This window comes from Acidovorax sp. NCPPB 3576, from assembly GCF_028473605.1.
Lineage (GTDB): Bacteria > Pseudomonadota > Gammaproteobacteria > Burkholderiales > Burkholderiaceae_C > Paracidovorax.
This window is the reverse complement of the sequence record NZ_CP097267.1, coordinates 159,531-185,117: the sequence shown is the minus strand read 5'-3', so window position 1 is coordinate 185,117 and position 25,587 is coordinate 159,531. Positions and strand designations below refer to the sequence as shown.

At 69.6% G+C, this 25,587-nt stretch carries 19 protein-coding genes; 12 read left to right on the top strand and 7 right to left on the bottom strand.

Features of this window, described 5'->3' with window-relative positions; all coding sequences use genetic code 11:
• Window positions 1-65 precede the first annotated feature (65 nt).
• Window positions 66-1,787: an MFS transporter gene (locus tag M5C98_RS00905; protein WP_272550426.1), complete on the top strand. Its 1,722-nt coding sequence runs from the start codon at window positions 66-68 to the stop codon at window positions 1,785-1,787.
• Between the two features lie 30 nt (window positions 1,788-1,817).
• Here M5C98_RS00905 and M5C98_RS00900 read toward each other — a convergent pair whose 3' ends face one another.
• The 3 genes from M5C98_RS00900 to mltA form a co-directional block, all read right to left on the bottom strand.
• Entirely contained in the window at window positions 1,818-3,050 is a 1,233-nt protein-coding gene (locus M5C98_RS00900; protein ID WP_272550425.1) for a hypothetical protein, read from the bottom strand.
• 127 nt (window positions 3,051-3,177) lie between these two features.
• Window positions 3,178-4,380: a hypothetical protein gene (locus tag M5C98_RS00895; RefSeq protein WP_272550424.1), complete on the bottom strand. Its 1,203-nt coding sequence runs from the start codon at window positions 4,378-4,380 to the stop codon at window positions 3,178-3,180.
• A 144-nt stretch (window positions 4,381-4,524) separates the two neighbouring features.
• On the bottom strand, window positions 4,525-5,685 hold the full coding sequence (mltA, locus tag M5C98_RS00890) for a murein transglycosylase A (RefSeq protein WP_442867216.1): 1,161 nt from the start codon (window positions 5,683-5,685) through the stop codon (window positions 4,525-4,527).
• Between mltA and M5C98_RS00885 the strand changes: the two genes are divergently transcribed.
• The 4 genes from M5C98_RS00885 to M5C98_RS00870 all read left to right on the top strand — a co-directional run bounded on the left by M5C98_RS00885 (window position 5,684) and on the right by M5C98_RS00870 (window position 8,242).
• Window positions 5,684-5,836 carry a hypothetical protein gene (locus M5C98_RS00885; protein WP_272550423.1) on the top strand — a complete coding sequence of 51 codons (153 nt, stop codon included), beginning with the start codon at window positions 5,684-5,686 and terminating at the stop codon, window positions 5,834-5,836. The two genes, mltA and M5C98_RS00885, sit on opposite strands and share 2 nt — an antisense overlap.
• A gap of 126 nt (window positions 5,837-5,962) precedes the next feature.
• Window positions 5,963-6,907: a glycoside hydrolase family 19 protein gene (locus M5C98_RS00880; RefSeq protein WP_272550421.1), complete on the top strand. Its 945-nt coding sequence runs from the start codon at window positions 5,963-5,965 to the stop codon at window positions 6,905-6,907.
• Between the two features lie 9 nt (window positions 6,908-6,916).
• Window positions 6,917-7,462 (top strand): hypothetical protein, encoded by a 546-nt coding sequence (locus M5C98_RS00875; RefSeq protein WP_272550419.1) that lies wholly within the window; start codon window positions 6,917-6,919, stop codon window positions 7,460-7,462.
• A 132-nt stretch (window positions 7,463-7,594) separates the two neighbouring features.
• Complete coding sequence (locus M5C98_RS00870) at window positions 7,595-8,242, top strand: OmpA family protein (RefSeq protein ID WP_272550418.1); 648 nt, start codon at window positions 7,595-7,597, stop codon at window positions 8,240-8,242.
• An 81-nt stretch (window positions 8,243-8,323) separates the two neighbouring features.
• On the opposite strand, the gene M5C98_RS00865 is transcribed toward M5C98_RS00870, so the two are convergent.
• Genes M5C98_RS00865 through M5C98_RS00850 form a run of 4 tightly spaced genes read right to left on the bottom strand, consistent with a single transcriptional unit; the run spans window position 8,324 to window position 16,027 of the window.
• Window positions 8,324-8,953 (bottom strand): response regulator transcription factor, encoded by a 630-nt coding sequence (locus tag M5C98_RS00865; protein WP_272550416.1) that lies wholly within the window; start codon window positions 8,951-8,953, stop codon window positions 8,324-8,326.
• Window positions 8,953-10,995 (bottom strand): two-component system sensor histidine kinase NtrB, encoded by a 2,043-nt coding sequence (locus M5C98_RS00860; protein WP_272550415.1) that lies wholly within the window; start codon window positions 10,993-10,995, stop codon window positions 8,953-8,955. The genes M5C98_RS00865 and M5C98_RS00860 overlap by 1 nt, the downstream gene beginning before the upstream one ends.
• Window positions 10,992-11,807, bottom strand: coding sequence for a carbon-nitrogen hydrolase family protein (locus tag M5C98_RS00855; RefSeq protein ID WP_272553405.1), 816 nt, complete (start codon window positions 11,805-11,807; stop codon window positions 10,992-10,994). The genes M5C98_RS00860 and M5C98_RS00855 overlap by 4 nt, the downstream gene beginning before the upstream one ends.
• Window positions 11,807-16,027 (bottom strand): YhdP family protein, encoded by a 4,221-nt coding sequence (locus tag M5C98_RS00850; protein ID WP_272550413.1) that lies wholly within the window; start codon window positions 16,025-16,027, stop codon window positions 11,807-11,809. Before M5C98_RS00850 ends, M5C98_RS00855 begins: the two co-directional genes overlap by 1 nt.
• 102 nt (window positions 16,028-16,129) lie before the next feature.
• Between M5C98_RS00850 and glnE the strand changes: the two genes are divergently transcribed.
• The 7 genes from glnE (at window position 16,130) to M5C98_RS00815 (ending at window position 25,555) form a co-directional block, all read left to right on the top strand.
• Window positions 16,130-18,952 (top strand): bifunctional [glutamate--ammonia ligase]-adenylyl-L-tyrosine phosphorylase/[glutamate--ammonia-ligase] adenylyltransferase, encoded by a 2,823-nt coding sequence (gene glnE / locus M5C98_RS00845; protein ID WP_272550412.1) that lies wholly within the window; start codon window positions 16,130-16,132, stop codon window positions 18,950-18,952.
• A 433-nt stretch (window positions 18,953-19,385) separates the two neighbouring features.
• Window positions 19,386-19,964, top strand: coding sequence for an FMN reductase (gene msuE / locus M5C98_RS00840; RefSeq protein ID WP_272550411.1), 579 nt, complete (start codon window positions 19,386-19,388; stop codon window positions 19,962-19,964).
• Between the two features lie 47 nt (window positions 19,965-20,011).
• Window positions 20,012-21,166 carry a dimethylsulfone monooxygenase SfnG gene (gene sfnG / locus M5C98_RS00835; protein ID WP_272550409.1) on the top strand — a complete coding sequence of 385 codons (1,155 nt, stop codon included), beginning with the start codon at window positions 20,012-20,014 and terminating at the stop codon, window positions 21,164-21,166.
• A gap of 122 nt (window positions 21,167-21,288) precedes the next feature.
• A complete protein-coding gene (locus tag M5C98_RS00830; protein WP_272550408.1) occupies window positions 21,289-22,206 on the top strand; it encodes an ABC transporter ATP-binding protein in 918 nt (305 codons plus the stop codon).
• Window positions 22,206-23,102 carry a branched-chain amino acid ABC transporter permease gene (locus M5C98_RS00825; protein WP_272550407.1) on the top strand — a complete coding sequence of 299 codons (897 nt, stop codon included), beginning with the start codon at window positions 22,206-22,208 and terminating at the stop codon, window positions 23,100-23,102. The genes M5C98_RS00830 and M5C98_RS00825 overlap by 1 nt, the downstream gene beginning before the upstream one ends.
• 4 nt (window positions 23,103-23,106) lie before the next feature.
• Window positions 23,107-24,162: a branched-chain amino acid ABC transporter permease gene (locus M5C98_RS00820; protein WP_272550406.1), complete on the top strand. Its 1,056-nt coding sequence runs from the start codon at window positions 23,107-23,109 to the stop codon at window positions 24,160-24,162.
• 61 nt (window positions 24,163-24,223) lie between these two features.
• Window positions 24,224-25,555, top strand: coding sequence for an ABC transporter substrate-binding protein (locus M5C98_RS00815; RefSeq protein WP_272550405.1), 1,332 nt, complete (start codon window positions 24,224-24,226; stop codon window positions 25,553-25,555).
• The last annotated feature ends 32 nt before the right edge of the window (window positions 25,556-25,587 follow it).

Sequence of the window (25,587 nt, the reverse complement as noted above, 5' to 3'; positions counted from 1 at the left end):
CCATCCGGGACGTCGGCGCCTCGCCGGGCACACAACGCCCGCACTGCGCACAATCGAGACCATCTATGCCCCCTTTGCCGCCCCACGAGAGACCGCCCCGCCCCACCCCGCAGCCGCCCCTGGACGACAGCCCTCCGGCCACCGACGCCGCAGGCCAAGCGCAAACCGCCGAGGCCGCTGCCGCCGCGCAGCTGGACCAGGACGCCGCCCGGCGCGCCAGCCTCTCGCCGTTCGCGCCGCTGCAGGTGCCCGTGTTCCGCATGCTCTGGCTCACCTGGCTGGCCGCCAATACCTGCATGTGGATGAACGACGTGGCGGCCGCGTGGCTCATGACCACGCTTACCACCTCGCCCGTGCTGGTGGCGCTGGTGCAGACGGCCTCCACCCTGCCCGTGTTCCTGCTGGGCCTGCCCAGCGGCGCGCTGGCCGACATCCTGGACCGGCGGCGCTACTTCATCGCCACGCAGTTCTGGGTGGCCGTGGTGGCGCTGGTGCTGTGCGTGGCCATCCTGATGGGCGGCATGACGGCGCCGCTGCTGCTCGCCCTGACCTTCGCCAACGGCATCGGCCTGGCCATGCGCTGGCCGGTGTTCGCGGCCATCGTGCCGGAGCTGGTCAGCCGCCAGCAGCTGCCGGCGGCCCTGGCGCTCAACGGCGTGGCCATGAACGCCTCGCGCATCATCGGGCCGCTACTGGCCGGTGCCATCATCGCGAGCGTGGGCAGCGCCTGGGTGTTCGTGCTGAACGCACTGCTGTCGGTGGTGGCGGGCTTCACCATCATGCGCTGGCGCCGCACGCACGTGCCCAGCCCGCTGGGGCGCGAGCGGCTCACCAGCGCCATGCGCGTCGGTGTGCAGTTCGTTCGCGAATCGCCGCGCATGCGCGCCGTGCTGTGGCGCATCTCGGTCTTCTTCCTGCACGCCACGGCGCTGCTGGCGCTGCTGCCTTTGGTGGCCCGTGACCTGGAGGGCGGCGGTGCGGGCACCTTCACGCTGCTGCTGGCTTCGATGGGCGCCGGCGCCATCGCCGCGGCCCTGTTTTTGCCGCGCCTGCGCCAGGCCATGTCGCGCGACACGCTGGTCTCGCGCGGGGCGCTGCTGCAGGCCGCCTCCACGGCCGTGATCGCCGTCTCGCCCAACGTGTACGTGGCCGTGCCCGCGATGGTGCTGGGCGGCATGGCGTGGATCACCACGGCCAACTCGCTCAGCGTGTCGGCCCAGCTCGCACTGCCCAACTGGGTGCGCGCCCGCGGCATGTCGATCTACCAGATGGCCATCATGGGCGCCACGGCGGCCGGCGCAGCCCTGTGGGGCCAGGTCGCCTCGCTCACCACCGTGCACATGAGCCTGGCGCTGGCCGCGCTCACCGGCACCGTCGCCATGGCCCTGGTGCAGCGCTGGGTGGTGGACCGCACCATGGAAGAAGACCTGAGCCCCTCCACCGCGTTCAAGCTGCCGGTGGCGCCCACCACGCCCGAGCGCGGCCACGTGGTGGTCACGATCGAATACCACATCGACCCCACGCGCGCCGCCGAATTCCGTGCCCTGATGCAGGAAAGCCGCCGCAGCCGCCTGCGCCAGGGCGCGCTCGACTGGCAACTGCAGCACGACATCGCCGATCCCTCGCGCTACGTGGAGCGTATCGTGGACGAATCGTGGACCGAACACCTGCGCCGCTTCGACCGCGTCACCGCCTCCGACGTGGCGCTGCGCGACCGCAAGCTGGCCTTTCATGTGAGCGAGGCGCCGCCAGTGGTGTCGCGCTATCTGGTCGAGCTGGAGCGCTGAAGCGCATCGGTTCGCGCCCCCTCAAGGCGCTCACCGCCGCGAAGGCCGCAGGCCGAACCATCCGCCCTCGGCGTCGTAGAGCAGGTCGAACTGCTTCAACAGGTAGCGCCCGGTGTTCATGAAGGCGGGACGGCCCACGAAGGTGAAGCGGCCCGGCGCGCTCACGAGCACGGACTGGGGCGCGTCCGCATCCCCCACGCGGAAGTCGTACTGCGCCACGGGCGCCTGCGCGCCGGGGAACATCACCTGCACCCGCGTGCCGTCCTTCAAGCCCGTCACCGGCCGGCCCCGGCGGGTGGGATCGGCGATCTGCGCCGTGGGCAGGGCCGACGGATCGGCGGCCGTGAGGTACATCTGCGCGATGCCGGTGTCCACCAGCACGGGACCGGTTTCGGGCGCGCCGCCGTCCACCGACACGGCCACGGTGGCCTGCTGCCAGTCACGGGGATCGCTGGAGGCCGGCTGGCCATTCGCAAGCAGGCTGCCGGGCTGCAGCTTCACGAACCGAAAGCCCTTGGCCTGGTCGGGCGTGAGGCCTACGTAAATCGCGTGCCTGGTCACGATGTAGCCCCCGTGCACCGCGCCCCGGGCGACGGGGCCCCCGTCGATCTCGGCGATGTTGAGCAGCGGATTCTTGTCGGGCGTGCCCTGCGGCTGGCCATCGTGCTCGCGCCCGAAGCCCACGCCCATGTAGGCGATGCCGCCCGGGCTTTCCGTGGTGTACGTGGGATTTTCGCAGTCGGGCCGGTTGGCCTTCTCGTCCCAGCGCGGGCAGATGATTTCCTTTTCGACCGCGAGCACGGGCACCCGGGAAATCACTTCGTTCCAGCCGCTGTTGAGCACCACATCGCGCACCACCCAGTGGCCGATCAACAGCTGCCGGCTGCTGGAGCGGTATTCCCAGCCTTCGTTGGCCTGGCGAGCTTCCTCGTTGCGCGAATAACCGGGCAGATCGACCGCGGAAATCACGACGCCGGTGGAGCCCGTGTCCAGGGTGACGATGAAGGGCCGGGGGGGCGCGAGCACGCCGGTGTCCGGCGGCATGCGGACTTCGAACCGCAGCCGCGGCGCATCCGTCATGGGCGAAGACCAGCCCTCTCCCGGCGGGGAATGGAGGCGGATGAAGCGCGAGTCGGTGCCTGGGCGCAGCAAAGGGCCAGCGGTGGCCGCTGCGGCGGCGGGCAATGGCGCCTGCGCGGGTACGGCACCGCAGGCGAGCAGCGCGGCAGCGCAGGCGATCGCTGCGCGAAGCGGAATGGGCATGGGATCTCCTTGCCTGGCGAGTGTTTGATGGGAAGAGCAGGCTACACGATCCTCCGGGCCGTGCCGCACCCGGCGTGAGCGCCGTGCGCGCCTGCTTGGACCTCCACCGCCAGGAACGCCGCCGCCGTTAACGGACCACCCGCAGCCCGAACCAGCCGCCATCGGCATCGAACAGCACGTCATGCTGGCGCAGCAGGTGCCGGCCGGTGTTGACGAACGCCTGCGCCGAGGGACGGGTGACGATCACCGCCGTGGGTACCTGGGGCGTTCCCACCTGGAAGCGGTATTGCGCCACCGGCGCCGCATCGTCGGGGAATGACACCTTCACCTCCGTGCTGTTCACCAGCCCCGTGGCGGTCGCGCCCTTGCGGCTCGGATTGGGAATGGCCGTGGTCGGCAGCGCCGACGGGTTGGACACGGTGAGGTACATCTGCGCGATGCCGGTATCGACCAGCACCGGGCCCGTCTGCGAGGCCGCGCCGTTCACCGACACGGCCATGGTCGCCTGGGGCCAGTCGCGCGGGTCGCTGGAGGCCGGCTGGCCCGCGGCGTTCAGGCTGCGGCCCTGGAGCTTCACGTACGAAAAGCCCGCGGTGTTGGCGCGCGTGAGGCCCACGTGCACGCCCTTGGCCGTCACAATGAAACCGCTGCGCATGCTGCCGGCGGCCACGGGCTGGCCGTCGATGGAGACGATGTTCAGCAGCGGGTTCTTGTCCGGCGTGCCTTGCGGCTGGCCGTCGTGCTCGCGCCCGAAGCCCACGCCCATGTACGCGATGCCGCGTGGCTGGGCGGTGGTCTTCTCGGGCTTTTCGCAGGTGGGCACGTTGGCCTTTTCGCTCCAGCCGGGGCAGATGATCTCTTCCTGGACCGCCAGCACGGGCACGCGCGCCACCACCTCGCCCCCGGCGGGATCGCGAAAGACCAGTTCGCGCGGCACCCAGCGGCCGATCCACAGCCGCTTGCTGCTGGACAGGAACTCCCAGCCCTTCACGCCCGCCTCGGCCTCCTGTGCGGAGAAACCGGGCAGATCGGTGGCCGAGACGACGACGCCGGTCGAGCCGGTGTCCATCGTCATGGTGAACGGCGCCGCGGCGGACGTGCCGGGCGCCCGCACGCCGAAGGCCAGCGCGGGGGCGTCGGTCATCGGGGGCTCCGGGTTCTTTGCCGGGGCGAAGGCCAGGAAGCGGGCCGCGGTGTCGGCGCGCAGATCCGGACCCGCGGGCGCCTGGGCGTGCGCCGCGCCCAGAGGAACGCAGGCGCCCAGCAAGGCGGCCAGCAAAGGAAGGGTGCCACGCGCGCTGGCAGGATGCCATCGGTCAGAAGTCGTCATGCGGTTCTCCTTTGGGTTGGTGCTCGGGAAAAGCCATTGTGGCGGCCGTTCCTGGACGGCTGCCAACCGCTGGCTGAAACGTGCTGAAACGTCGTGAACGTTCTGGCGGCAGGGCCCAAAAACCCGCGTCGGCGCCAAGCCCGCTCAACGCGGCCAGAGCGCCCAAAGCCGCAGGCCCTGCTTGAGCCGCCCTGCCAGCTCGCCCGCCTCCGGGCCCCAGCCCGCGAAGTAATCGGCCCGCACCGCGCCCACGATGGCCGAGCCCGTGTCCTGCGCCATCACCAGGCGCTGCAACTGCACCTGCGGCCCGGTGGAGGTCAGCCACACCGGCGTGCCGTAGGGAATGCTCTGGCGGTCCACCGCGATCGAGCGGCCCGGGGTGAGGGCCACGCCCTGCGCGCCCTTGGGCCCGAAGCCGGCATCCATGGCATTGAGCGGCTCCTCGCGGAAGAACACATAGCGCGGATTGGCCCACAGCATCTCCTGCACGCGTTGCGGGTTCTGCAGTGTCCAGGCGCGGATGCCGGGCCAGGTGGCGTCGCGCACCAGGCCCTGGTCCAGCAGCCACCGGCCCACGCTCTGGTAGGGCTGGTCGTTGGTGCCGGCGAACGCCACGCGCAGCAGCGTCACCGAGCCATCGGCCTCCTGCACCCGCAGCCGTCCCGACCCCTGGATGTGCACCACCAGCGCCTCGACCGGATCGCGCACCCAGGCGATGACCCGGCCGGCCAGCGCCGCCTGCGCCTCGGGCAGCGTGTCGATCTGCTGGCGCGTGTACCAGGGCTTGCGCGCGCCATAGCCCGCAGGCAGCCGGTAGAGCGGCACGTTGAAGCCATTGCCGGGCTGTCGCGCCGCGTCCAGATAAGGCTCGTAGTAGCCGGTGAGCATGCCGTCCACCGAGCCATCGAACGCCTCGATGCGATAGGGCTGCAGCCGCGCCACCATCCACGCACGCTGCTCCTCGGGGCTGGCGATGGACAGTCGGCGCACCTCGCCACACAGAGGCGCGAACGAGGGCGCGGGGCGCTCGCAGTTCTTGATCCACGCGTTCCAGGCTTCGTGCAGGGAATCTTCGGTAAAACCGGGCAATTCCGCCCAATGCACCGGTATCCAGCGGCTTTTGGGCTGCGACATGGGCGAAGGCAAGGGCCCTGACGGCTCGGGCGGCAGCGGGGCGCCCGGCACACCCGGCAGCGAGGCACCGGGTGGCAAAGGCGTGGAAGGCGGCAGGGGCGTGGTGGAGCAGGCCACCAGGGTTCCTACAATCAGCGCCGTTGTCACAAGGCGCAGGAGACGGAATTTCATGGGGCTGATTTTGCTTGAAGCATTGCTGGCGCTGATCGTTCTCGTCGCCATTGTGTGGTGGACGATGTTCTCGGGGCGCAAGGGCGGGGAGCCGCCGCCCGCGCCGCTACCGCCGGCCTCGGAACCAGAGGACGCGGACACCAAAAAATAGCATCCGCCCGTCTCAGTGCGCGGCAGGAACGCAAAACAAGAATATTCAAAAGGGAGTCAGAAAATGAGTGAACCAGCGGTTCTTCGATCCACCGTGGGACCTGGCCAGCAAAACCACCCGCAAGACATGCGTCTGCTGCGCCGGCATCTGAATGCGTTCATCCGGAAGGGGTATCTGCCCCAGAAGACCGAATTGCCGGAAGAAGGCGGATGGGACCAGCCTTTCGCCACCGCCTTGCAGAGCATCGAAAACACCTTCTTCTACGGCGAAGCGGACCCGGATAACCAACTGAACAATGCAGATACCCTGTTCCAGTTCCTGGTTCAGGCCCAGTTGGAAGAAAAGAAACTGGCAGCGTCGCTGTCGAACGAGGTATACGTGCTGGCGTCCACCATGGTGCCGGGAGGGGTCGATCGGATCAAGCGCACCACCCTCAAGACCCGGGAAATGGTCAACGGCAAGCCCGTCGTCAAAAAGACCATCCAGGAAACAAAAATCATCGGGAACATCCGGAACTACCTGCCCGAGATTCTCGGCGCCATGACGAAGCGTTCGCTGAACGACACGGAAATGCTGATGATGGCACTGGCCACCATCCGTGCGGAGAGCGCGAGCTTTCAGCCGGTCGACGAAGGGATATCCCGATACAACACCAGCCCCGTGGGAACCAAGGGCCGGCACCCTTTCGATCAATACGATTTCCGGCCGGACAGCCTGGGAAACAACCAGTTGGGCGATGGTGCGCTGTACAAGGGCCGTGGATTTGTCCAACTGACCGGCCGCGCCAACTACGAGCAGATGGGCAAGCAATTGGGATTGAACCTGCTGGACAACCCTGACCAGGCCAACGAAGGCCCCGCAGCAGCAGCCATCCTGGCCCAATTCATCAAGAACAAGGAAGGCGGCATTCGGGCAGCGCTGAAGACCAACAACCTGGTCCATGCCCGCAAGCTGGTGAACGGTGGCAGCCACGGTCTCAAGGAATTCACGGACGCGTTCGCCGCTGGCCGTCAATATTTGGGAATGGCCATTCCAAAGAAGGCCAAAACGGCCGCCAAAGCCAAGCCTTAAGGAATCCCCATGCAATCGTTTCCTTCAGGGACTCCACGGTGGCTGCCCCTGCTGGGCCTGCTGCTGTGCACCAGCTCGATGTCCCAGGTGCCCGTACCGGCACCGCCCAAAGACCGGGGCCTGTGCCTGCCGGAGGAAGACGTCATCTTCGCCTGCAGGCTTCAGTCCAGGCGCGTGGTTTCCGCCTGCGCCTCCCCATCGCTGGATGCCAGCCAGGGCCATCTGCAATACCGCTTCGGCAAGCCAGGAAAAGTGGAAATGACGCTACCACGCGCCAAGGACGATCCCGCATGGCGGCAGACCGTCGTGGCCAAAAGGCTTTGGTACTCTGCAGGCGGTGGCAATTACCTGCGGTTCAATCAACCGCCTTTTTCCTATGTGGTGTACCGCGCCTTTGGCGCGCGCTGGGGGGAAAAAGCCGGGGTCATGGTGTGGAAGAACGGCGAGATGGTCGGCCAGCACCCCTGCACCGGAGCGCCTTTCTCCCAGATGGGGCCTGCGTTTCAAAGCCGGGCAGGCCTGGGCGAAGACCCTGACGAAGTGGTCCTACCCTGATCCTGCGCCATCCGTGCCAAGAATGAGGGCCTCTCAATTTCGTTCGGAGCCGCCGGCCGGTGCCTGAGCCCAAGGGGTCTCCCCTTCAAGCAAGGCTGGCTGGCAGTCCATTACCTGGAAAAGGAAAATCCCATGCGCAACAAGATTCTCATCGGCGCCACCGCCGCCGTCCTGCTCGTGAGCGGCTGTGCCAACATGGACGATACCCAGCGGCGCACCGCGACAGGCGCCGGCGTGGGCGCGGTGGCTGGGGCGGTCATCGGCTCCGCCACCGGCGGCCGGGCGGGCACCGGGGCCGTCGTCGGGGCGGGTGTGGGGGCCCTGGGCACCTACATCTGGTCGCAGCACATGGAGCGGCAAAAGCGCGAGATGCAGCAGGTCACCCAGGGCACGGGCGTGGTGGTGACGCAGACCGCCGACAACCAGCTCAAGCTCGATATTCCGAGCGACATCTCGTTCGCCACGAACCGCTCGGACATCCAGCCCAACTTCGCCCCCGTGCTGGAGCGCTTTGCCGAAGGATTGCGCAACAACCCCAATACCGAAGTGCGCATCGTGGGCCACACGGACTCCACCGGCACCGATGCCATCAACAACCCGCTGTCGATGGACCGTGCGGCCAGCGCCCGCAACTTCCTGACGACGCGGGGCGTGAACGGCGGGCGCATCCAGGTCGAGGGCCGCGGCTCGCACCAGCCGATCGCCACCAACGACACGAACGACGGCCGCGCGCGCAATCGCCGGGTGGAAATCTTCGTGGGCGAGCGCCAGCCGGGTTGATCCGCGCTTTTTACCGTCGATTCTGCGAACAGGATCGACACTTCCCATCCAAGGGCGCTTCGGCGCCCTTGGGCTTTCAGATCAGATCGCGGCGCGCAGCAGGTTGGCCAGCTCCACGGCCGACTTGACCTGCATCTTGTCGAACACGCGCGCGCGGTGCACCTCCACCGTGCGCACGCTGATGTCCAGCTGGTCGGCGATCAGCTTGTTGGGCAGTCCCTCAACCACGAGGCGCATCACGTCGCGCTCGCGCTCCGTCAACTCCAACAGCCGCACCTGCAGGTCGCTGTGCTGGCGCACCTGTTCCATGTGCTGTGCGGACTGGGCCAGGGCCTGCTCGATGCGGTCCACCAGCAGGTTATCGGAGAACGGCTTTTCGCAGAAGTCGAAGGCCCCGCGCTTGACGGTGGCCACGGCGGTGGGCACGTCGGCATGGCCGGTGAGGAAGATCACCGGCATCGCGTCGATCAGGCGGCGCTCGGCCAGCCGGTCGAACAGCGCCAGGCCGCTCATGCCCGGCATGCGCACGTCCAGCAGCAGGCAGCAGGGCTGGCGCGCAGGCGGCCGCTCGTCGAGCATGGCTTCGAAGGCTTCGGCGCTGTCGAAGGACTCGCTGGGCAGGCGGCGCGATCGCAGCAGCCAGGCGAGCGCTTCGCGCACGCCCGAGTCGTCATCGACGATGTAAACGGTGGCGTTGGAGACGGGTTCCATCAGGGGTGGCTGCTGTCCGCGCTGGCAGCAGGCAGGGTGAAAGTGAATACCGTACCACGCGGCTCGTTGGGCGCGTGGCCCAGGAAACCGCCGTGCTGCTCGACCACGGTGCGGCACAGGCTCAGGCCGAGGCCCATGCCCTCGGGCCGCGTGGTGAAGAAGGGGGTGAAGAGTTTCTCGCCCACGTCCTGCGCGATGCCGCAGCCCCGGTCGATGACCATGAATTCCAGCCAGGCATTGCGCGCATTCGACGCGGCGCGGCGCACGCGCAGCTCCAGGATGCGCTGGGGCGTGGCGGGGTCGTCCATGGCCTGCATGGAGTTGCGCGCCAGGTTCAGCAGCACCTGCTCGACCATGGTGCGGTCGCACAGCACCGGGGGCAGGTCGGCGTCCACCGATATCTTCACGAAGACTTCGAGCTTGCGCGCCTGCAGGCGGATCAGCGGCATCACGGCCTCCAGCAGGTCGTGCACCGAGACCACCTCGCGCGACTGGTCGCGCCGCCGCACGAAGTCGTGCACGCTGCGGATCACGCGGCCCGCGCGCTCGGCCTGCTGCGCGATGCGCTGCAGCGCCACGTGCACGTCGTGCAGCGGCTCCTGCGGCGGCCCGCCGCCCGGCGGCAGCAGGTTGAGCGAGCCCGAGGCATAGCTGGAGATGGCGGCCAGCGGCTGGTTCAGCTCATGGCTCAGCAGCGATGCCATCTCGCCCACGGTGGCCAGCCGCGCGGTGGCCTGCAGGCGCTCCTGCGAGGCGCGCGACATTTCCTCGACGCGGCGCTGCTCGCTCACGTCCAGGAACGCGCTCATCCAGCCGGTGTGCAGGCCCTGCGCGTTGATGAGCGGCGCCTCGAAGATGAGCACCGGAAACCGCACGCCGTCCTTGCGCATGAAGGTGGATTCGTAGCCTTCGCGCGGCGGCGGGTGCAGGCTGGACAGGCGGATCGCCTGGCGCTGGCGGTACTCGTCGGCGAACTCGGGCGGCCAGTAGGGCACCGGGGCGCTCTGGCCGAGCAGCTCCTGCGCGGTGAAACCCACCATCTCGCAGAAGGCCGGGTTCACATAGGTGATGCGACCCTGCAGGTCGCGCGCGCGCAGCCCGGTCACCAGGGAGTCCTCCATGGCCTTGCGGAACGCCAGTGCGTCGCCCAGGTCGCGCTCGGCGCGCAGCCGGCGCCGGTTGTCGCGCACCAGCACCACCAGCACGGTGACCAGGGCGATCGACATGGCCGTCACCAGCGCGGTGAGCACATTGGGGAACACGCTGGGCGCGCTGTGCCAGCTGTCCATGCGCAGGACGAGCGTGGCGCCCGGCAGGTCGAACAGCTGCTGCGAGCTGAACAGGCGCGTGCCGCGCCGGCTGGCGCCCACCATGGCCAGGCGGGTGCCATCGGCCTCGGTGAACGACACCTCCTGCCCGCGCTTGAGGCTGGGCACCACCAGGTCGATCAGCACGTTGTGCAGCGAGTAGGTGGCCACCACGAAGCCTTCGTTGCGGCCATCCTGCATGAGGGGCAGGCACAGCTCCATCATCTCGGAGCCACGGCCGTCGCCCTGGGGCTGGAAATAGCTGCCGGAGTACGACGGCCCCGACACGCGGCGCGCGTTGGCGCATGCCAGCGCGATGTTGGAATGCATGCCGCTGCGCATCTCGGCGTCCCACTGCACGGGGCGGTAGGGGGTCTCGACGTGGGCCCGCACCTCCAGCGCGGGGCTGCGCCATTCCAGCCGCACGAGTTCGCGGCGCACGCTCAGCAAGGCGGCCGCGCGCGACTCCCAGCTCGCCAGGTCCGGCGTGCCACCGTGCAGCGCCTGCAGGTTCTGCAGGTTGTGGGCGAAGCCCTGGCGGATGTCGGCCACGGCGTCGGCGGCATCGCGGTCCAGGCGGTTCTGCACCTCGCTGGCCTCGTAGCGGCCGGCCAGCCACACCTGGGTGACCAGCATGCCGGCCACCAGCAGCACGAGCAGGGCCCACAGCGACCAGCGCTTCCACGCGCTGCGCCAGCGGTGCCACGGCCACAGGAACGGCGCGCCGTCGGTCACAAAACGCAGTGGTCCAGCGCGGGCAATTGCTGGCGCACCTGCTGCAGCCGCGCCGCGTCGAGCACGCCCAGGGCGATACCCGGGCCTTCGACCACCTGCGCCTGCACCCCGCCCCACGGATCGACCACCATGCTGTGGCCCCAGGTGCGGCGGCCGTTCTCGTGCAGGCCGCCCTGCGCCGGGGCCAGCACATAGGCGAGGTTCTCCACCGCACGGGCGCGCAGCAGCAGTTCCCAATGGGCCTCGCCCGTGGTGTGCGTGAAGGCGCTGGGCACCAGCAGCAGGTCGGCCCCGGCCCGCGCATGCTGGCGGTACAGCTCGGGAAAGCGCAGGTCGTAGCAGACCGACAGGCCCACGCGCCAGCGGGTGCCGTCGCGCGCGGTCAGGTCAAAGCGCACGGGCGTGTTGCCCGCCTCGATCACCGCCGCTTCGTCGAAGCGCTCGCGCCCGTTGTCGAAGCGAAACAGGTGGATCTTGTCGTAGCGGGCCACGCATTCCCCCTGGGGCGAGAACACCAGCGAGGTGTTGCGCACGTGGTGTGCGCTCTCGCACTGCAGCGGCAGCGTGCCGCCCACCACCCACAGGCCCAGCTCCCGGGCCGCCTGGGCCAGAAAGCGCTGGATGGGGCCTTCGCCGTAGGGCTCGCGCAGTGCGAGCTTGTCGGTGTCGCGCGCGCCCATGGCGCAAAAATATTCGGGCAGCACGGCCAGCTCGGCCCCCTCGGCGGCGGCCTGCTCCAGCAGGTGGCGGGCCTGTTCGAGATTGCCGGGCACGTGCAGGCCCGACACCATTTGCAATGCGGCGGCTTTCATCATGATTTGTCTCCGGTGGGGGACTCGGCCGTGGGCGGCCGGACGGCGGGGTCGGCGCTGCCCAGCTTGCGCCGGGGCACGCGCTCGATGCGCGGATCGGTCCAGGTGCCGTCGATGCGGAACTCCTGCGTCGCCGCCTGGATGAGCGGCCCGCGCAGAAAGACCTGCGCGAGGAAGCTGCCCAGGCCGACCACCGGGTTGATGGCCGTGGCCACGAGGGAGGCCGTCATGGCGTTGATCTCGGGCACCACGACCACGTGCAGGTCCTGCGTTTCGCGGTCCAGGTCGGCGCTGCCCTCCATCAGCACGGCAGCGTTCACGCCCTTCATCTGCAGGTTGTTGGTGGTGGCCACGCCCTGCTCCATGCGCACGTCGCCGCGCACGAAGTCGAACGCGAAGCCCTCGCTGAACACATCGCGGAAATCGAGCGTGAGCCGGCGCGGCAGCGACTGCAGGCTGAGCACGCCCAGCAGCTTGGCAAGGCCCGGGTCGGCCTTGAGGAACTGGCCCGATTCGACGTTGACGTTCATCTGGCCCGACATGGTGCGGTAGTCCGGGGTGAGCGGCGGACCCATCCAGGCGACCTGCCCCTCCATGCGGCCCTTGCCGCGGCGCACCACGTCGGCCATGCCGAAGCGCGTGAGCAGATCGCCCGAGTCGCGGATGTCGAGCTTGAAGTTCATCACCGTGCGCCGGCGCGCATCGGCCGCGGCCTCGCCGCCCAAAAGCGCCCAGTTGCCGTTGGCCGTGAGCGTGGCTTCGGGCGTGACGATGTTGAACTTGGACAGCCGCCACTCGCGCGGCGCGCCATCGCCACCGCGGTTCTGCGCCTCGATCTCGATGCGGCCCAGGCGCCGCCCGCGCAGCTCGAAATCGTCCACCACGATGTCCAGCGACGGCAGCGTGCCGGCGCCGGCCGCTGGTTCCTCGGCCAGCAGTTCGTCCACTTCCTTGGGGTCGCTCTGCGGAACCGCCAGGCGGGACAGGCGCGCGAACAGCCGGCCCGCAGCGGCATCGGCCCCGCTGCCGGCGCCCTGGCGAAACTCCACGTAGCCGTTCAGCTCTTGCGCGTCCACATTGGCGCGCCAGTTGTTGCCATCGCGCGAGCCGCCCATCACCACGCCGTGCAGCGTGCGGCCCTGGAAGTCCACCTGGCGGGCGCGCAGGGCCAGTTGCGTTGGCAGGTAGTCCTGCATGGCAGAAGGGGCCGCGACGGCCCCATTGCCCGCCGCGCTGCCGGATGGTGCCGCCGAAGCCGGTGCCGAGGCGGGCGGCGCCACGAGAGCGGAAGGCGGCACAGGGCCGCTGCCATGCAGCACCGCGTGCCAGGCATCGGCGTCGAGATCGGCGATCTGCACATTGGCCACCACGCCGCGTTCGGGCAGGGGCGCGGCCTCGCCGGGCGCCAGGCCCAGCGCGATGGCGCCGCGCAGCACCCGCGGCTGGGTGGCCGAGGAAATATCGCGCACATAGGTCACCGAACCCAGCGCGCCCAGGTCCAGCGCCATGTGCTCATGCAAGGGCGGCGTGCCGGGGCCATTGGCGCTGCCGTTGCCCGCCGCAGCCGCCAGCGACTCGCGCGTGAGTTGCGTCTCGAACCGCACGGGCATCAAGGCCTCGGCGGTCTTGCCCAAGGGGGCCGGCAGGTCCAGCGCCAGGCCCTGCAAGGTGGTGGTGACCTGCACCTCCGGCGTGCCGCGGCGCACGCCCAGCGCCAGGGTGTAGGGCGTGCTGCCGCTCGCACGCTGTGCCAGTTGCGCCAGGCCCGGCCATTGCGAGGCCTGGCGCAGCCCGTCGGCCGTGGCCACGCCCTGCGCCCGCACCTGCACGGCGGACTCCACCGGCAACGCCCCGGCGGGCAGCGCGCGCATGCCGCCCTCCAGGCGCATGTCGCCGCCCAGCGCGCGGCCTTGCATGCCCGCCAAGGTAAAGCCCGTGTCGGTGAACTGCACGGCCCCGCGGGCGCGGGTGATGGCCGGCGCGTCGGGTGCGATGCGCACGTCGTTGCCCGCCAACGTCACGCTGCCTTGCACCTTGGACTGGTCGATGTGGCTGATGGGCAGCGACAGCGCCAGTTGCAGGTCGGCGGTGCCGTTGGCGGTGGTCTTGTCCAGCGCATTGCCGGTGATTCGGGCCAGCGGCGAGGTGGTGACGAACGACAGCATGTCCGCCAGCGGGCCGCGCGCATCGGCGTTCACCGCGACCACCGTGTGCGCCAGGTCCGGAATGCGCGCCTCCACCTTGTTCACGCGCAGCTTCGGCGTGCCGGCGAAACTGCCGCTGGCGCCCTTCACGGCCATGGTGGAGCGGTCGAAGATCAAGTCGCCGGTGAGTTCGGTGAGCGCGGGCCAGGGCGCCTCGTTGGCGTGCTGCAGGCGCGGCGGCACATAGGCATAGGTCACGTCCTTCACGCGCGCGGCGATGTGGAAGTCGCCCTGCCCAGAGGTGTTGAAAGGAATGTCGTGCAGGTCGCCCTTCACGCGGAACTGCACGTTGCTGGCCGTGCCGGTGGTGACCGCGTCGCGCACGTAATGGCGTGTTTCCTGCGGAATGGACAGCGGCAGGTAGCGATGCACGCGCGTGCCGTCCGCGCGGCTCAGGGTGCCGGACAGGTCCAGCACGCCCGGGAACCGCGGCCGCGCACCGGCACGCTCGGCATCGCCGGTATGCCAGTTCAGCCGGGCCTCGCCCTGTGCATCGGTGTTGGCAAATTGCAGTTCGCTGGCCTGCACCGCGATGCGCTCGCCATCGATCTGCCAGCGCACATTGCCGGACAGGCGGTCCACCGGCACCGTGCCCTCCTCGAACACCTTGGGCAGCACCAAAGCGCCATCCACCATGGCCAGCGTGGCCTTGCCGCCGGACTGCGACACGTCGAACTCCACACTCGCACCGCGCAGACCCGGCGAATGGGAGGGCAGACCCTCCGGCCGCGGCTGGTCGGCCACCGCCAGCCCGGTCACCTTGCCGCGCGCCTGGTACTGCTGCAGTTGGCGCAGCGGGCCGCGCCAGGTGGCCTTGACCTCCTCCACCAGCCCGCGCGGCGTGTAGTCGGCCAGGGCGGAATGCACGGCGGCATCCAGCGGCAGGCGGCTGGCGATCTGCGCCAGCGCGGCCAGGTCGAGGCGGTCGGCACGCAGCTCGCCCTGCTCGCGGCCGCTTTGCATGCCGGTGTGCCGCACCATGAGATTGCCGCCCGGCCAGCGCAACGCATCCTGCGTGGTGAACTGCAGGCCCTCGGTGGAAAACTCGAACCCGTCGGACAGGCGCCGACCGCCCACCCGGCCCGCGACGGACTGCAGCGCCAGCGGCTCCAGGCCCTCGCCCAGGCGGGCGTTCACCCCGGCCAGGGCGAGGTCGGCGGTGCCGCCGACGAACTGCCCGCGCTGGAAGTCGATCCACGCGCGCAGCGCACCACGGCCCTCGGCCACCTGCACGCCATCGATGTGGACATGGTGGCGCAGCCGGGCCACGTCCACGCGCGAAAAATCGGCGAACAGCTGCCCAGTCCATTGCTGCCACGAGCCCCCGTGCGTCGTGAGGAACGGCTGGCGGAACTGCCCGGTGAGCTTGAACCGGTCGCCCCACTCCGGCGGCGGCGTGGCCTCGATCCGCATGCCGTGGCGCCAGCCCCGGTTGCGCAGCAGCAGGTCCACCTGCCCCAGCGCCAATGCAGGCGCCTGGCCCGTTTCGTCGGTCAGCCGCACGGTGCCGCCGCGCAGCACCACTTCGGCTTGCGAGAACAGCCAGTCGGCCCCGGCGCTGTCGCCCCCCGCGCTCTGGCGGAAGGCCAGCCCCGCGATGAAGATGCGCCCGTCCGCCATGCGGCGCACATCGAGCTCGGGCCGTTCGATGTACAGCTGCTCGAACCCCATGCGCAGCACCGAGCGCGGCGACAGCGATCCCACCACGCGCGGCAGCTTCAGGGCCTCGCGGCCCTGGGGGTCGAGCAGGGCGACGTCGTTCAGCTCGATGGTGGGCACCAGCCCCTCGGAGCGGGCCGACAGCGAGCCGATGCGCACCGGTACCCCCAGCGCGCGTGTGGCATGGGCCTCCAGCTGCGGACGAAAATCGCCGATACGCGGCACAATCCAGCCGTGAAGCACCCCCCAGGCGGCCGCTACCAGCAGCCAGAAGGCGATGAGCAAGCCCAGGGACCACCGCGCAAGACCTGCCAGGCATCGGAGCAGGCGTGAGGGGTTCGGTGGCTGTTCAATCATTGGTGGGTTGGGATGCGAAGGGAATTATGACCCGCGCCCGCTGTGCGGGTTCAGCATCAAACGGTGTCGTTATGTACGGTTTTCAGGCCCTGGGCCCTTGCTATGCCGCTGTCTTGCACTGACGTTCCAGAGATTCCCCCCGACGCCATCGGCGACGGCCCGCTGGCATCCCACTCCCGCTTCCACCAGCGGCTGCAGCGGCGCTATGCCGACGAGTTTTCCGTGCTGCCGCCCGGCGCCCCCACGCGGGCCACCATGGCCGAGGCGCTGGCCGACCTGCGGGCCCGCGGGCACGACACCGGCGCCGCACTGCGCATCCTGCGGCAGGTGGTGATGGAACGGCTGATGCGCCTCGATTGCGAGCAGGGCGCGCCGCTGCCCGACATCACGCGGGCGACCACCGAGCTGGCCGAACTGGCGCTGGACCAGGCCTGCGCGCAGGCCCGGGAAGCACTGGATGCGCGCCACGGCGCCCCCCGCGGCCCCGAAGGCCAGCCGGTGGAGCTGTGGATCATCGGCATGGGCAAGCTGGGGGCGCGCGAGCTGAACGTGTCCAGCGACATCGACCTGATCTACGTGTACGAACACGACGGCGAGACCGCCGGCAACGCCGAGGGCCGCAACCGCATCTCCAACCACGAATACTTCGGCCACGCCGTCAAGGCCATCTACGGCCTGATCGGTGATACCACCGAGCACGGCTTCGTCTTCCGGGTCGACCTGGCGCTGCGGCCCAACGGCAACTCGGGCCCTGCGGCCGTGTCGCTGGCCGCACTGGAGGAATATCTGCAGGTGCATGGCCGCGAATGGGAGCGCTTCGCGTGGCTCAAGAGCCGCGTGGTCGCACCGCGCAGCAGCGTCATCGGCGAGCCGGTGCAGGCCCTGCGCGGCGTGGTGCTGCCTTTCGTCTTCCGGCGCTACCTGGATTACAGCGTGTTCGACGCGCTGCGCTCGCTGCACCGGCAGATCCGCGACCATGCGGCCAAGCGCAGCGCCGGCCACCCCGAGCGCGCCAACGACGTGAAGCTCTCGCGGGGCGGCATCCGCGAGATCGAGTTCATCGTGCAACTGCTGCAGGTGGTGCGCGGCGGGCAGTTTCCCGAACTGCGCTGCCGCCCCACGCTGGAGGCCCTGCAGCGGCTGGCCCGCGCCGGCCTCATGTCGCAGGACACGGCCGACGCGCTGGCCGCGGCCTACACCTTCCTGCGGCAGGTCGAACACCGCATCCAGTACCTGGACGACCAGCAGACCCATGTGCTGCCCACGCGCGACGACGACCTGGCCTGGATCGCCCAGACCCTGGGCCTGGGCTGCTGCGCCTTTTTGCACCAGCTCGATGCGCACCGCGAACTGGTGGCGCAAGAGTTCGACACGCTGCTGGGCGGTGCCGGCAAGAAGCAATGCACCAAGGGCGGCTGCGGCGGCCCCCGCGCCGGCGCACCGGCCGCGCCCGAGCTGGAAGCGGTGCTGGAACAGTTGCCCCCCACCGTGCGCGAGCGTGTGGCCGAATGGCGCACGCACCCGCGCGTGCAGTCGTTGAGCGACGAGTCGCGCGAGCGGCTGCTGCGGCTGGTGCAGCGCACCGCGCGCTGGCTGGCCGACGGCCAGGTCAACGAGGACGCCGTGGTGCGGCTGATCGGCTGGCTCGAATCGCTGCTGCGCCGCGACATCTACCTGGCGCTGCTGCTGGAGCGCCCCTCGGTGCACGAACACCTGCTGCACCTGCTGGGCGCCGCGCTGTGGCCCGCCCGCTACATGCTGCAGCACCCCGGCGTGATCGACGAGCTGGCGGGCGACGCGCTGCTGGCCGAACGCTTCGTGCCGCAGGACTTCGAGCACGAACTGGCGCTGCGCATCGCCTCGCTGCAATCGACCGGCGAGGACGACGACGAGACCCTGCTGAACCTGCTGCGCCGCGCCCACCATGCCGACACCTTCCGTACGCTGGCGCGCGACGTGGAGCGCCGCATCACCGTGGAGCAGGTGGCCGACGACCTCTCGGCCCTGGCCGACAGCGTGCTGCGCGTGACCGCGCAGTGGTGCTGGAGCCGCCTGAAGAACCGCCACCGCGAGGTGCCGCAGTTCGCCATCATCGGCTACGGCAAGCTGGGCGGGAAGGAGCTGGGCTACGGCAGCGACCTGGACATCGTCTTCGTGTTCGACGACGACGACGACCGCGCGCCCGAGGTGTATTCGGCCTTCGTGCGCAAGCTCATCAACTGGCTGACGGTGAAGACCGCCGAGGGCGACCTCTTCGAGATCGACACGGCCCTGCGGCCCAACGGCAGCTCCGGCCTGCTGGTGACCAGCTTCACCGCCTATGCCAACTACCAGCAACGGCGCGGCAGCAACACCGCCTGGACCTGGGAGCACCAGGCCATGACGCGTGCGCGCTTCCTGCTGGGCACCGAAGACATGGCCCCGCCCGGCGCGCTCGCGCCTTTGCCCGAAGGCAGCGAGGCCGCGGCGGGCAGCGGCCGCAACCTGCGCGAGCGCTTCGACGCGGTGCGCGAGGCCGTCATCACCGCGCCGCGCGACCCCGCCGCGCTGCGCGAGGAAGTCGTCACCATGCGCGAGCGCGTGCGCGCAGCCCACCCGGTGCCGGCCGGGCAGTTCGACGTCAAGCACAGCGTGGGCGGCATGGTGGATGTCGAATTCGCCCTGCAGTACCTGGTGCTGTCGCAGTCCGCCACGCACCCCAGCCTGCGCGAGAACCGGGGCAACATCACCCTGCTGCAGCGCGCCGAGGCTGCCGGCTTCCTGCCCGACGGCGTGGGCACCGCCGCCGCCACGGCCTACCGCACGCTGCGCCAGGTGCAGCACCGGGCCCGCCTGAACGAGCAGCCCACGCGCGTGGACCCCGCCACGCTGCAGGCCGAACGCGACGCGGTGCTGGCGCTGTGGCAGGCGGTGTTCGCCGGCTGATCCCGGGCGGGCGTTCGAGGTCTTATCGCCTTCACGCCCTAGTGGAACATGCCCTTGTTGCTATATAAATAATAGCAAACGACAAGGCGGTGCAACAGGGCGGTGCGACAGGCGCGTGCCCACGCACGGGCGGGTGGGCCATCCACGCCGGCGGCCTGCTCCCACGCCAGCACCTGCGCAGCAAACTGCGCAATTTGCCGCTGGGCGGGCAACCCTGCCGCACCCGGGGCGAAGCGGCTGCGCCCTGCCGCCACGCCGGCCTTCGGCCCGAATTGCGGGTTTTCCCTTGCAAATCAACCACTTGCCCGCACGCACGGATTCCGCATAAGCATGCGCCGATTCCTTTGCAGCGCTGGCGCGCCGCTGGGTCTTCAATCCATTCCATACCCCCGCCGCGATGGTCGCGCCGGGCATCCCAGGAAGGTTCGATCCCATGACGCGCAAATTCAAGGTAGTGGCAGTCTCCGGCAATGTGCAGCGCCCCTCGCGCACGCTGGTGCTGGTGGAAGAGTTGATCGCCGCCCTCAGCGAGGTGCTGCCCATCGAGGCGCACACCATCGAGCTGGGGCCGCTGGCCCCGCAGATCGGCGGCGCGCTCTACCGCAGCCAGCTGCCGGCCGCCGTCGAAGCGGAGCTGGCCGCCATCGAATCGGCCGACCTGCTGATCGTGGCCAGCCCCGTCTATCGCGGCTCGTACACGGGCCTGTTCAAGCACCTGTTCGACTTCGTGCACCACGAGGCGCTGATCGACGTGCCCGTGCTGCTGGCCGCCACCGGCGGCAGCGACCGCCACGCGCTGGTGATCGACCACCAGCTGCGCCCGCTGTTCAGCTTCTTCCAGGCGCGCACGCTGCCGCTGGGCGTGTATGCCTCGGAGCAGGACTTCCAGGGCTACGAGATCGCCAGCGCCGCCCTGCGCGAGCGCATCGTGCTGGCAGTGCAGCGCGCGGCGCCCCTGGTCGGCATCGCGCCGCAGGCCACGCCCGCGCTGCGCCTGGCGCAGGCGGCCTGAACCCCGCCGACCACCCCATTCCCTCTCCCCTGTCCAGGAGCATCGCCATGAGCCACGACACGACTTCTTCCGCCGCCTCTTCCGAAGGCATCCGGTTCGCCTACTGGGTGCCCAACGTCAGCGGCGGGCTGGTGGTCAGCACCATCGCCCAGCGCACCGACTGGAGCCTGGAATACAACCAGCGCCTGGCGCAGGCGGCCGAGCGGGCCGGCTTCGACTACGCGCTGACGCAGATCCGCTTCACGGCCGGCTACGGCGCCGAGTACCAGCACGAGTCGGTGTCGTTCAGCCAGGCGCTGCTGCACGCCACGACGAAGCTCAAGGTGCTGGCCGCCATCCTGCCCGGGCCGTGGAGCCCCGCCGTGGTGGCCAAGCAGATCGCCACCATCGATCACATCAGCGCCGGGCGCATCGCCATCAATGTGGTGAGCGGCTGGTTCAAGGGCGAGTTCCAGGCGATTGGCGAGCCTTGGCTGGAGCATGACGAGCGCTATCGGCGGTCCGAAGAATTCATCCGCGCGCTCAAGGGCATCTGGACGCAGGACAACTTCACCTTCAAGGGCGATTTCTACCGCTTCAACAACTACACGCTGAGCCCCAAGCCCGTGCAAAAACCCCACCCGGAGATCTTCCAGGGCGGCAGCTCGCGCGCCGCGCGCGACATGGCCTCGCGCGTGTCGGACTGGTACTTCACCAACGGCAACACGCCCGAGGGCGTGAAAAAGCAGATCGACGACATCCGCGCCAAGGCCGCCGAGACGGGCCACCGCGTGCGCATCGGCATCAACGCCTTCGTCATCGCCCGCGACACTGAGCAAGAGGCCCGCGCGGTGCTGAAAGACATCATCGACCACGCCCACGTGGAGGCGGTGCACGCCTTCGGCGACGCGGCCAAGCAGGCCGGCCAATCCTCGCCCGAGGGCGAAGGCAACTGGGCCAAATCCACCTTCGAGGACCTGGTGCAATACAACGACGGCTTTCGCACCAACCTCATCGGCACGCCGCGCCAGGTCGCCGAGCGCATCGTGGCGCTCAAGGCCGTGGGCGTGGACCTGATCCTGGCCGGCTTCCTGCACTTCATCGAAGAGGTCGAGTACTTCGGCGAGAAGGTGCTGCCGCTGGTGCGCGAGCTGGAAGCGCAGGGCCTGGGCGCACCCGCCGGGGCCGCCATCGGCGAGCCCGCCGAGGCCGTGGCCGCCTGACCCGCACAGGCACAACGCCCCACCCGCCGCCGCCCACCCTCCACTGGCGCCCACGCCCTTGCGCCGCTCGCCTGCGCGACGCGGCGCCGGGCGCAGCCTTGCCCGGAAAGCCCCGCACCACCATGTCCAGCACCCTGTTCGACGGCACCCTGGCCCCGCCCGCCACGGTACCTGCTGCACCACGCCGCAGCGCCGAGCGCGCCGGCGCGGCCACGGGCGGCACCCTGCCACCGGCCGCCCCGCCCGCGCTCGAACTGCAGGGCATCGACCTGTCGTTCGGCGGCGTGCACGCGCTGCGCGGCATCGACCTGCGCGTGTCCCCGGGCGAGCTGCGGGCCATCATCGGGCCCAACGGCGCGGGCAAGAGTTCGCTGGTCAACATCATCTGCGGCCTGTACCGGCCCGACGCCGGCCGCGTACACATCGGCAGCGCGTCGTTCGCGCAGGTGCCCACACACCGGCTGGCGCACCTGGGCGTGGCGCGCACCTTCCAGAACCTGGCGCTGTTCAAGGGCCTCTCCGTGCGCGACAACATCGCCCTGGGCCGCGTGCATGCGGCCCGGGCCAGCTTTGCCGAGCAGGTGCTGGGCTGGGGCCGGGCGCGCCGCGAGTGGCGCGATGCGCGCGAACAGGCGCGCGAAGCCATCGACTTCCTGGGGCTGGGCAGCGTGCAGGACCGGCTGGCCGGCGGCCTCTCCTACGGCCTGCAAAAGCGGGTGGAGCTGGCGCGCGCGCTGGTGGCACGCCCACGCCTCTTGCTGCTGGACGAACCCCTGGCCGGCACCAGCGCGGGCGAGAAGAGCGAGATGGCCGCGCTGATCCGCGCCGCGCGCGACCGGCACGGCGCGGCGGTGGTGCTCATCGAGCACGACATCGGCATCGTGCTGGGCCTGTCGGACCGCGTGGCCGTGTTGGATTACGGCCGCAAGATCGCCGACGGCACACCGGCCGAGGTGCGCGAGGACCCGGCCGTGATCGATGCCTACCTGGGCGTGGCGCACGAGGAGCCAGCCCCCACGCCGCCCGCGGAGGCGCCGTGATGGAAGGCTTCGACTTCGCCTTCCTCGCCGAGGTGCTGATCGGCGGGCTGCTGTCCGGCGTGATGTATTCGCTGGTGGCCATCGGCTTCGTGCTGATCTACAAGACCTCGGGCGTGCTCAACTTCGCGCAGGGTGCGCAACTGCTGTTCGCGGCGCTGACCTTCGTGAGCCTGGTGGAGCGAGGATTGCCGTTCGCCCTGGCATTGGCCATCACCTTCGCGCTGATGGTGGTGCTGGGCCTGGCCATCGAACGCGTGGTGCTGCGCCCGCTGGTCAACCAGCCGCCCATCACGCTGTTCATGGCCACGCTGGGCCTATCGTATGTGATCGAGGGCGTGGCCCAGCTGGTGTGGGGCACGCAGGTGCATTCGCTGGAGCTGGGCGTTTCCGATGCACCCATCGAGATCGCGGGCGTGCTGGTCTCCACGTTCGACCTGTTCGCGGCCGGCGTGGCGGCAGTCATGGTCGCAGTGCTGTCGGCGTTCTTTCGCTACACCCGCGTGGGCCTGGCGTTTCGCGCGGTGGCCGACGACACCTACGCCGCGCTGGCCGTGGGCCTGCGGCTGCCGGTGATCTGGGCCACCGTGTGGTCCGCGGCGGGCGTGATCGCGCTGGTGGCCGGGCTGCTGTGGGGCGCGCGGCTGGGCGTGCAGTTCTCGCTGTCGCTGGTGGTGCTGAAAGCGTTGCCGGTGCTGGTGCTGGGCGGGTTCGATTCCATCCTGGGCGCCATCGTGGGCGGGCTCGTCATCGGCGCGCTGGAAAAGCTGGCCGAGGTGTACCTGGGCGCCTACGTGGGCGGCGGCATCGAAAGCTGGTTCGCCTACGCCGCCGCGCTGCTGTTCCTGCTGGTGCGGCCCGGTGGCCTGTTCGGGCAGCGGCCGGTGGAAAGGGCCTGACGCCATGGCAACCCCCACCCTTCAACCCGGCACCCCTCGCACCCTCTGGCCCCTGTGGGCCACGCCCGCCATCGCGCTGGCATTGGCCTACGGCGTGGTGCCGCTGCTGGCCACCGACTACGTGTTCGATGCGCTGCTGATCCCCTTCCTGGCCCTGTCGCTGGCCGCCGTGGGGCTGAACCTGCTGACCGGCTACGCGGGCCAGCTGTCGCTGGGCTCGGCCGCCTTCATGGCCGTGGGCGCTTATGCGGCCTACAACTTTCAGCTGCGCGTCGAGGGCCTGCCGCTGCTGGCGGCCATGGCGCTGGGCGGCGTGGCCGCCACGGTGGTGGGCGTGGTGTTCGGCCTGCCCAGCCTGCGGCTGCGCGGCTTCTACCTGGCCGTATCGACCCTGGCGGCGCAGTTCTTCGTGCAGTGGGCCCTGACGAAATTCGGCTGGTTCAGCAACCACAACCCCTCGGGCGTGATCGACGCACCGCCCATCGCCGTGGCGGGCGTGGCCTTCGACGCGCCCACGGGCCGCTACCTGTTCGCACTGACCGTGGTGGCCGTGCTGACGGCGCTGGTCTGGCGCGTGACCCGCACGCCCACCGGCCACCACTTCATCGCCGTGCGCGACAACGAGCTGGCCGCCCGCGTAATCGGCGTGCCGGTGCTGCGCGCCAAGCTGCTGGCCTTTGCGCTGTCGTCCTTCGTGATCGGCGTGGCGGGGGTGCTGTGGGGCTTCGTCTACCTGCGCACGGTGGAGCCGGCGGGTTTCAACCTCGACCGCTCGTTCCAGATCCTTTTCATCGTCATCATTGGCGGCCTGGCCACGCTGCGCGGCGCCTTCCTGGGCGCTGCCCTGATCGTCGTGTTCCCGCTGCTGCTCTCGCGCCTGGGCAGCCTGCTGCTGGGCCAGTGGTTCGACTCGGGCGTGCTGGAGCTGTGCCAGCGCATCGCCCTGGGCGCGATCATCGTGGGCTTTCTCATCGCCGAGCCGCGCGGCCTGGCGGCGCTGTGGGAACGGGCAGTCGCTCGGCTACAGCGCACGCGGCCGCCGCCCCCGCAGGGCGCCTGACCGGTTCCTTTCCCGCACCCCGCCATTCCCCTCTTCCTTTCTCTCCACAGGAGCGCATCGCATGTCCCTCGTCCGCCATCTGAAAACCGCCTTGCTGGCCGCCGCGCTGGCGCTCGCCGGGCTGCAGGCCGCGCAGGCCCAGGCCGCCAAACCCCAGGAACAGTTCTTCCCGCTGCAGAGCTACCGCGTCGGCCCCTACGCGGCCGGCGGCACGGGCTTTTTCGGCGGCTTCATCGACTACCTGAACCTCGTCAACACGCGCGACGGCGGCGTGGGCGGCGTCAAGCTGACCTGGGAGGAAGGCGAGACGCAGTACGAGGTGGAGCGCGGCGTGGAGGTGTACGAGCGCCTCAAGACCCGCCCCGGCATCGCCGCGTGGAACCCGCTGTCGGTGGGCATCGCCTATGCGCTGATCGACCGGGTGACGGCCGACAAGGTGCCGCTGCTCACCATCAACCATGGCCGCACCGACACGACCGACGGGCGCGTGTTCAAGTACATCTTTCCGCTGCTGGTCAACCCGTACAGCGAGACCTCGGGCATCGTGAACTACCTGGGAACGAAGGCTGGCGGCATCGACCAACTCAAGGGCAAGAAGATCGTGGTGCTGTACCACGGCTCGCCCTACGGCAAGGAGACCATTCCGATCTACGAGCTGCTGGCCAAGCAGTACGGCTTCACGGTGCAGCAGATCGAGGTGCCGCACCCTGGCAACGAACAGCAGTCGCAGTGGCTGACCATCCGCCGTGCCAAGCCCGACTTCGTGGTGCTGCGCGGCTGGGGCGTGATGAACCCGGTGGCGCTCAAGACCGCGCAGAAGACCGGCTTTCCGGCTGACCGCATCGTGGGCAACATCTGGTCCAACTCCGAGGAAGACGTGATCCCCGCGGGCGACGCGGCCAAGGGCTACGTCGCCATCACCTCGGTGGCGCCCGGCACGCAGTACCCGGTGCTGCAGGACATCGTGAAGACGGTGTATGACGCCGGCAAGGGCAACCTGCAGGACAAGAAGCGCATCGGCAGCGTGTATCACAACCTGGGCGTGCTCAACGGCATCCTGAACGTCGAAGCCATCCGCATCGCGCAGGCGAAGTTCGGCAAGCGCACCCTCACCGGCGACGAAGTGCGCTGGGGCCTGGAGAACCTGAAGATCGACGAAGCCCGCGCCGCCGCCCTGGGCGCCAAGGGCCTGTTCCATTCCATCCACGTGACCTGGGACAACCACGAAGGCGACGGCCGTGTGGCCTTTCAGCAATGGGACGGCACGCAGTGGAAGGTCGTCTCCGACTGGATCGCGCCGGACTGGAAGCTGCTGCGCCCGATCATCGAAAAGTCGTCCCTGGCCTATGCCAAGGAAAAGAACGTGAAGGTGCGCCAGAGCATCGACGACTGAACTTCTTCTTTCATTCCCACCAGGAGCGACGC

Coding starts and splice junctions, on each gene's coding strand:
- M5C98_RS00905 (WP_272550426.1), top strand. CDS start 66: ATGCCCCCTTTGCCGCCCCACGAGAGACCGCCCCGCCCCACCCCGCAG.
- M5C98_RS00900 (WP_272550425.1), bottom strand. CDS start 3,050: ATGCCCATTCCGCTTCGCGCAGCGATCGCCTGCGCTGCCGCGCTGCTC.
- M5C98_RS00895 (WP_272550424.1), bottom strand. CDS start 4,380: ATGACGACTTCTGACCGATGGCATCCTGCCAGCGCGCGTGGCACCCTT.
- M5C98_RS00885 (WP_272550423.1), top strand. CDS start 5,684: ATGGGGCTGATTTTGCTTGAAGCATTGCTGGCGCTGATCGTTCTCGTC.
- mltA (WP_442867216.1), bottom strand. CDS start 5,685: ATGAAATTCCGTCTCCTGCGCCTTGTGACAACGGCGCTGATTGTAGGA.
- M5C98_RS00880 (WP_272550421.1), top strand. CDS start 5,963: ATGCGTCTGCTGCGCCGGCATCTGAATGCGTTCATCCGGAAGGGGTAT.
- M5C98_RS00875 (WP_272550419.1), top strand. CDS start 6,917: ATGCAATCGTTTCCTTCAGGGACTCCACGGTGGCTGCCCCTGCTGGGC.
- M5C98_RS00870 (WP_272550418.1), top strand. CDS start 7,595: ATGCGCAACAAGATTCTCATCGGCGCCACCGCCGCCGTCCTGCTCGTG.
- M5C98_RS00865 (WP_272550416.1), bottom strand. CDS start 8,953: ATGGAACCCGTCTCCAACGCCACCGTTTACATCGTCGATGACGACTCG.
- M5C98_RS00855 (WP_272553405.1), bottom strand. CDS start 11,807: ATGAAAGCCGCCGCATTGCAAATGGTGTCGGGCCTGCACGTGCCCGGC.
- M5C98_RS00850 (WP_272550413.1), bottom strand. CDS start 16,027: ATGATTGAACAGCCACCGAACCCCTCACGCCTGCTCCGATGCCTGGCA.
- glnE (WP_272550412.1), top strand. CDS start 16,130: ATGCCGCTGTCTTGCACTGACGTTCCAGAGATTCCCCCCGACGCCATC.
- msuE (WP_272550411.1), top strand. CDS start 19,386: ATGACGCGCAAATTCAAGGTAGTGGCAGTCTCCGGCAATGTGCAGCGC.
- sfnG (WP_272550409.1), top strand. CDS start 20,012: ATGAGCCACGACACGACTTCTTCCGCCGCCTCTTCCGAAGGCATCCGG.
- M5C98_RS00830 (WP_272550408.1), top strand. CDS start 21,289: ATGTCCAGCACCCTGTTCGACGGCACCCTGGCCCCGCCCGCCACGGTA.
- M5C98_RS00825 (WP_272550407.1), top strand. CDS start 22,206: ATGGAAGGCTTCGACTTCGCCTTCCTCGCCGAGGTGCTGATCGGCGGG.
- M5C98_RS00820 (WP_272550406.1), top strand. CDS start 23,107: ATGGCAACCCCCACCCTTCAACCCGGCACCCCTCGCACCCTCTGGCCC.
- M5C98_RS00815 (WP_272550405.1), top strand. CDS start 24,224: ATGTCCCTCGTCCGCCATCTGAAAACCGCCTTGCTGGCCGCCGCGCTG.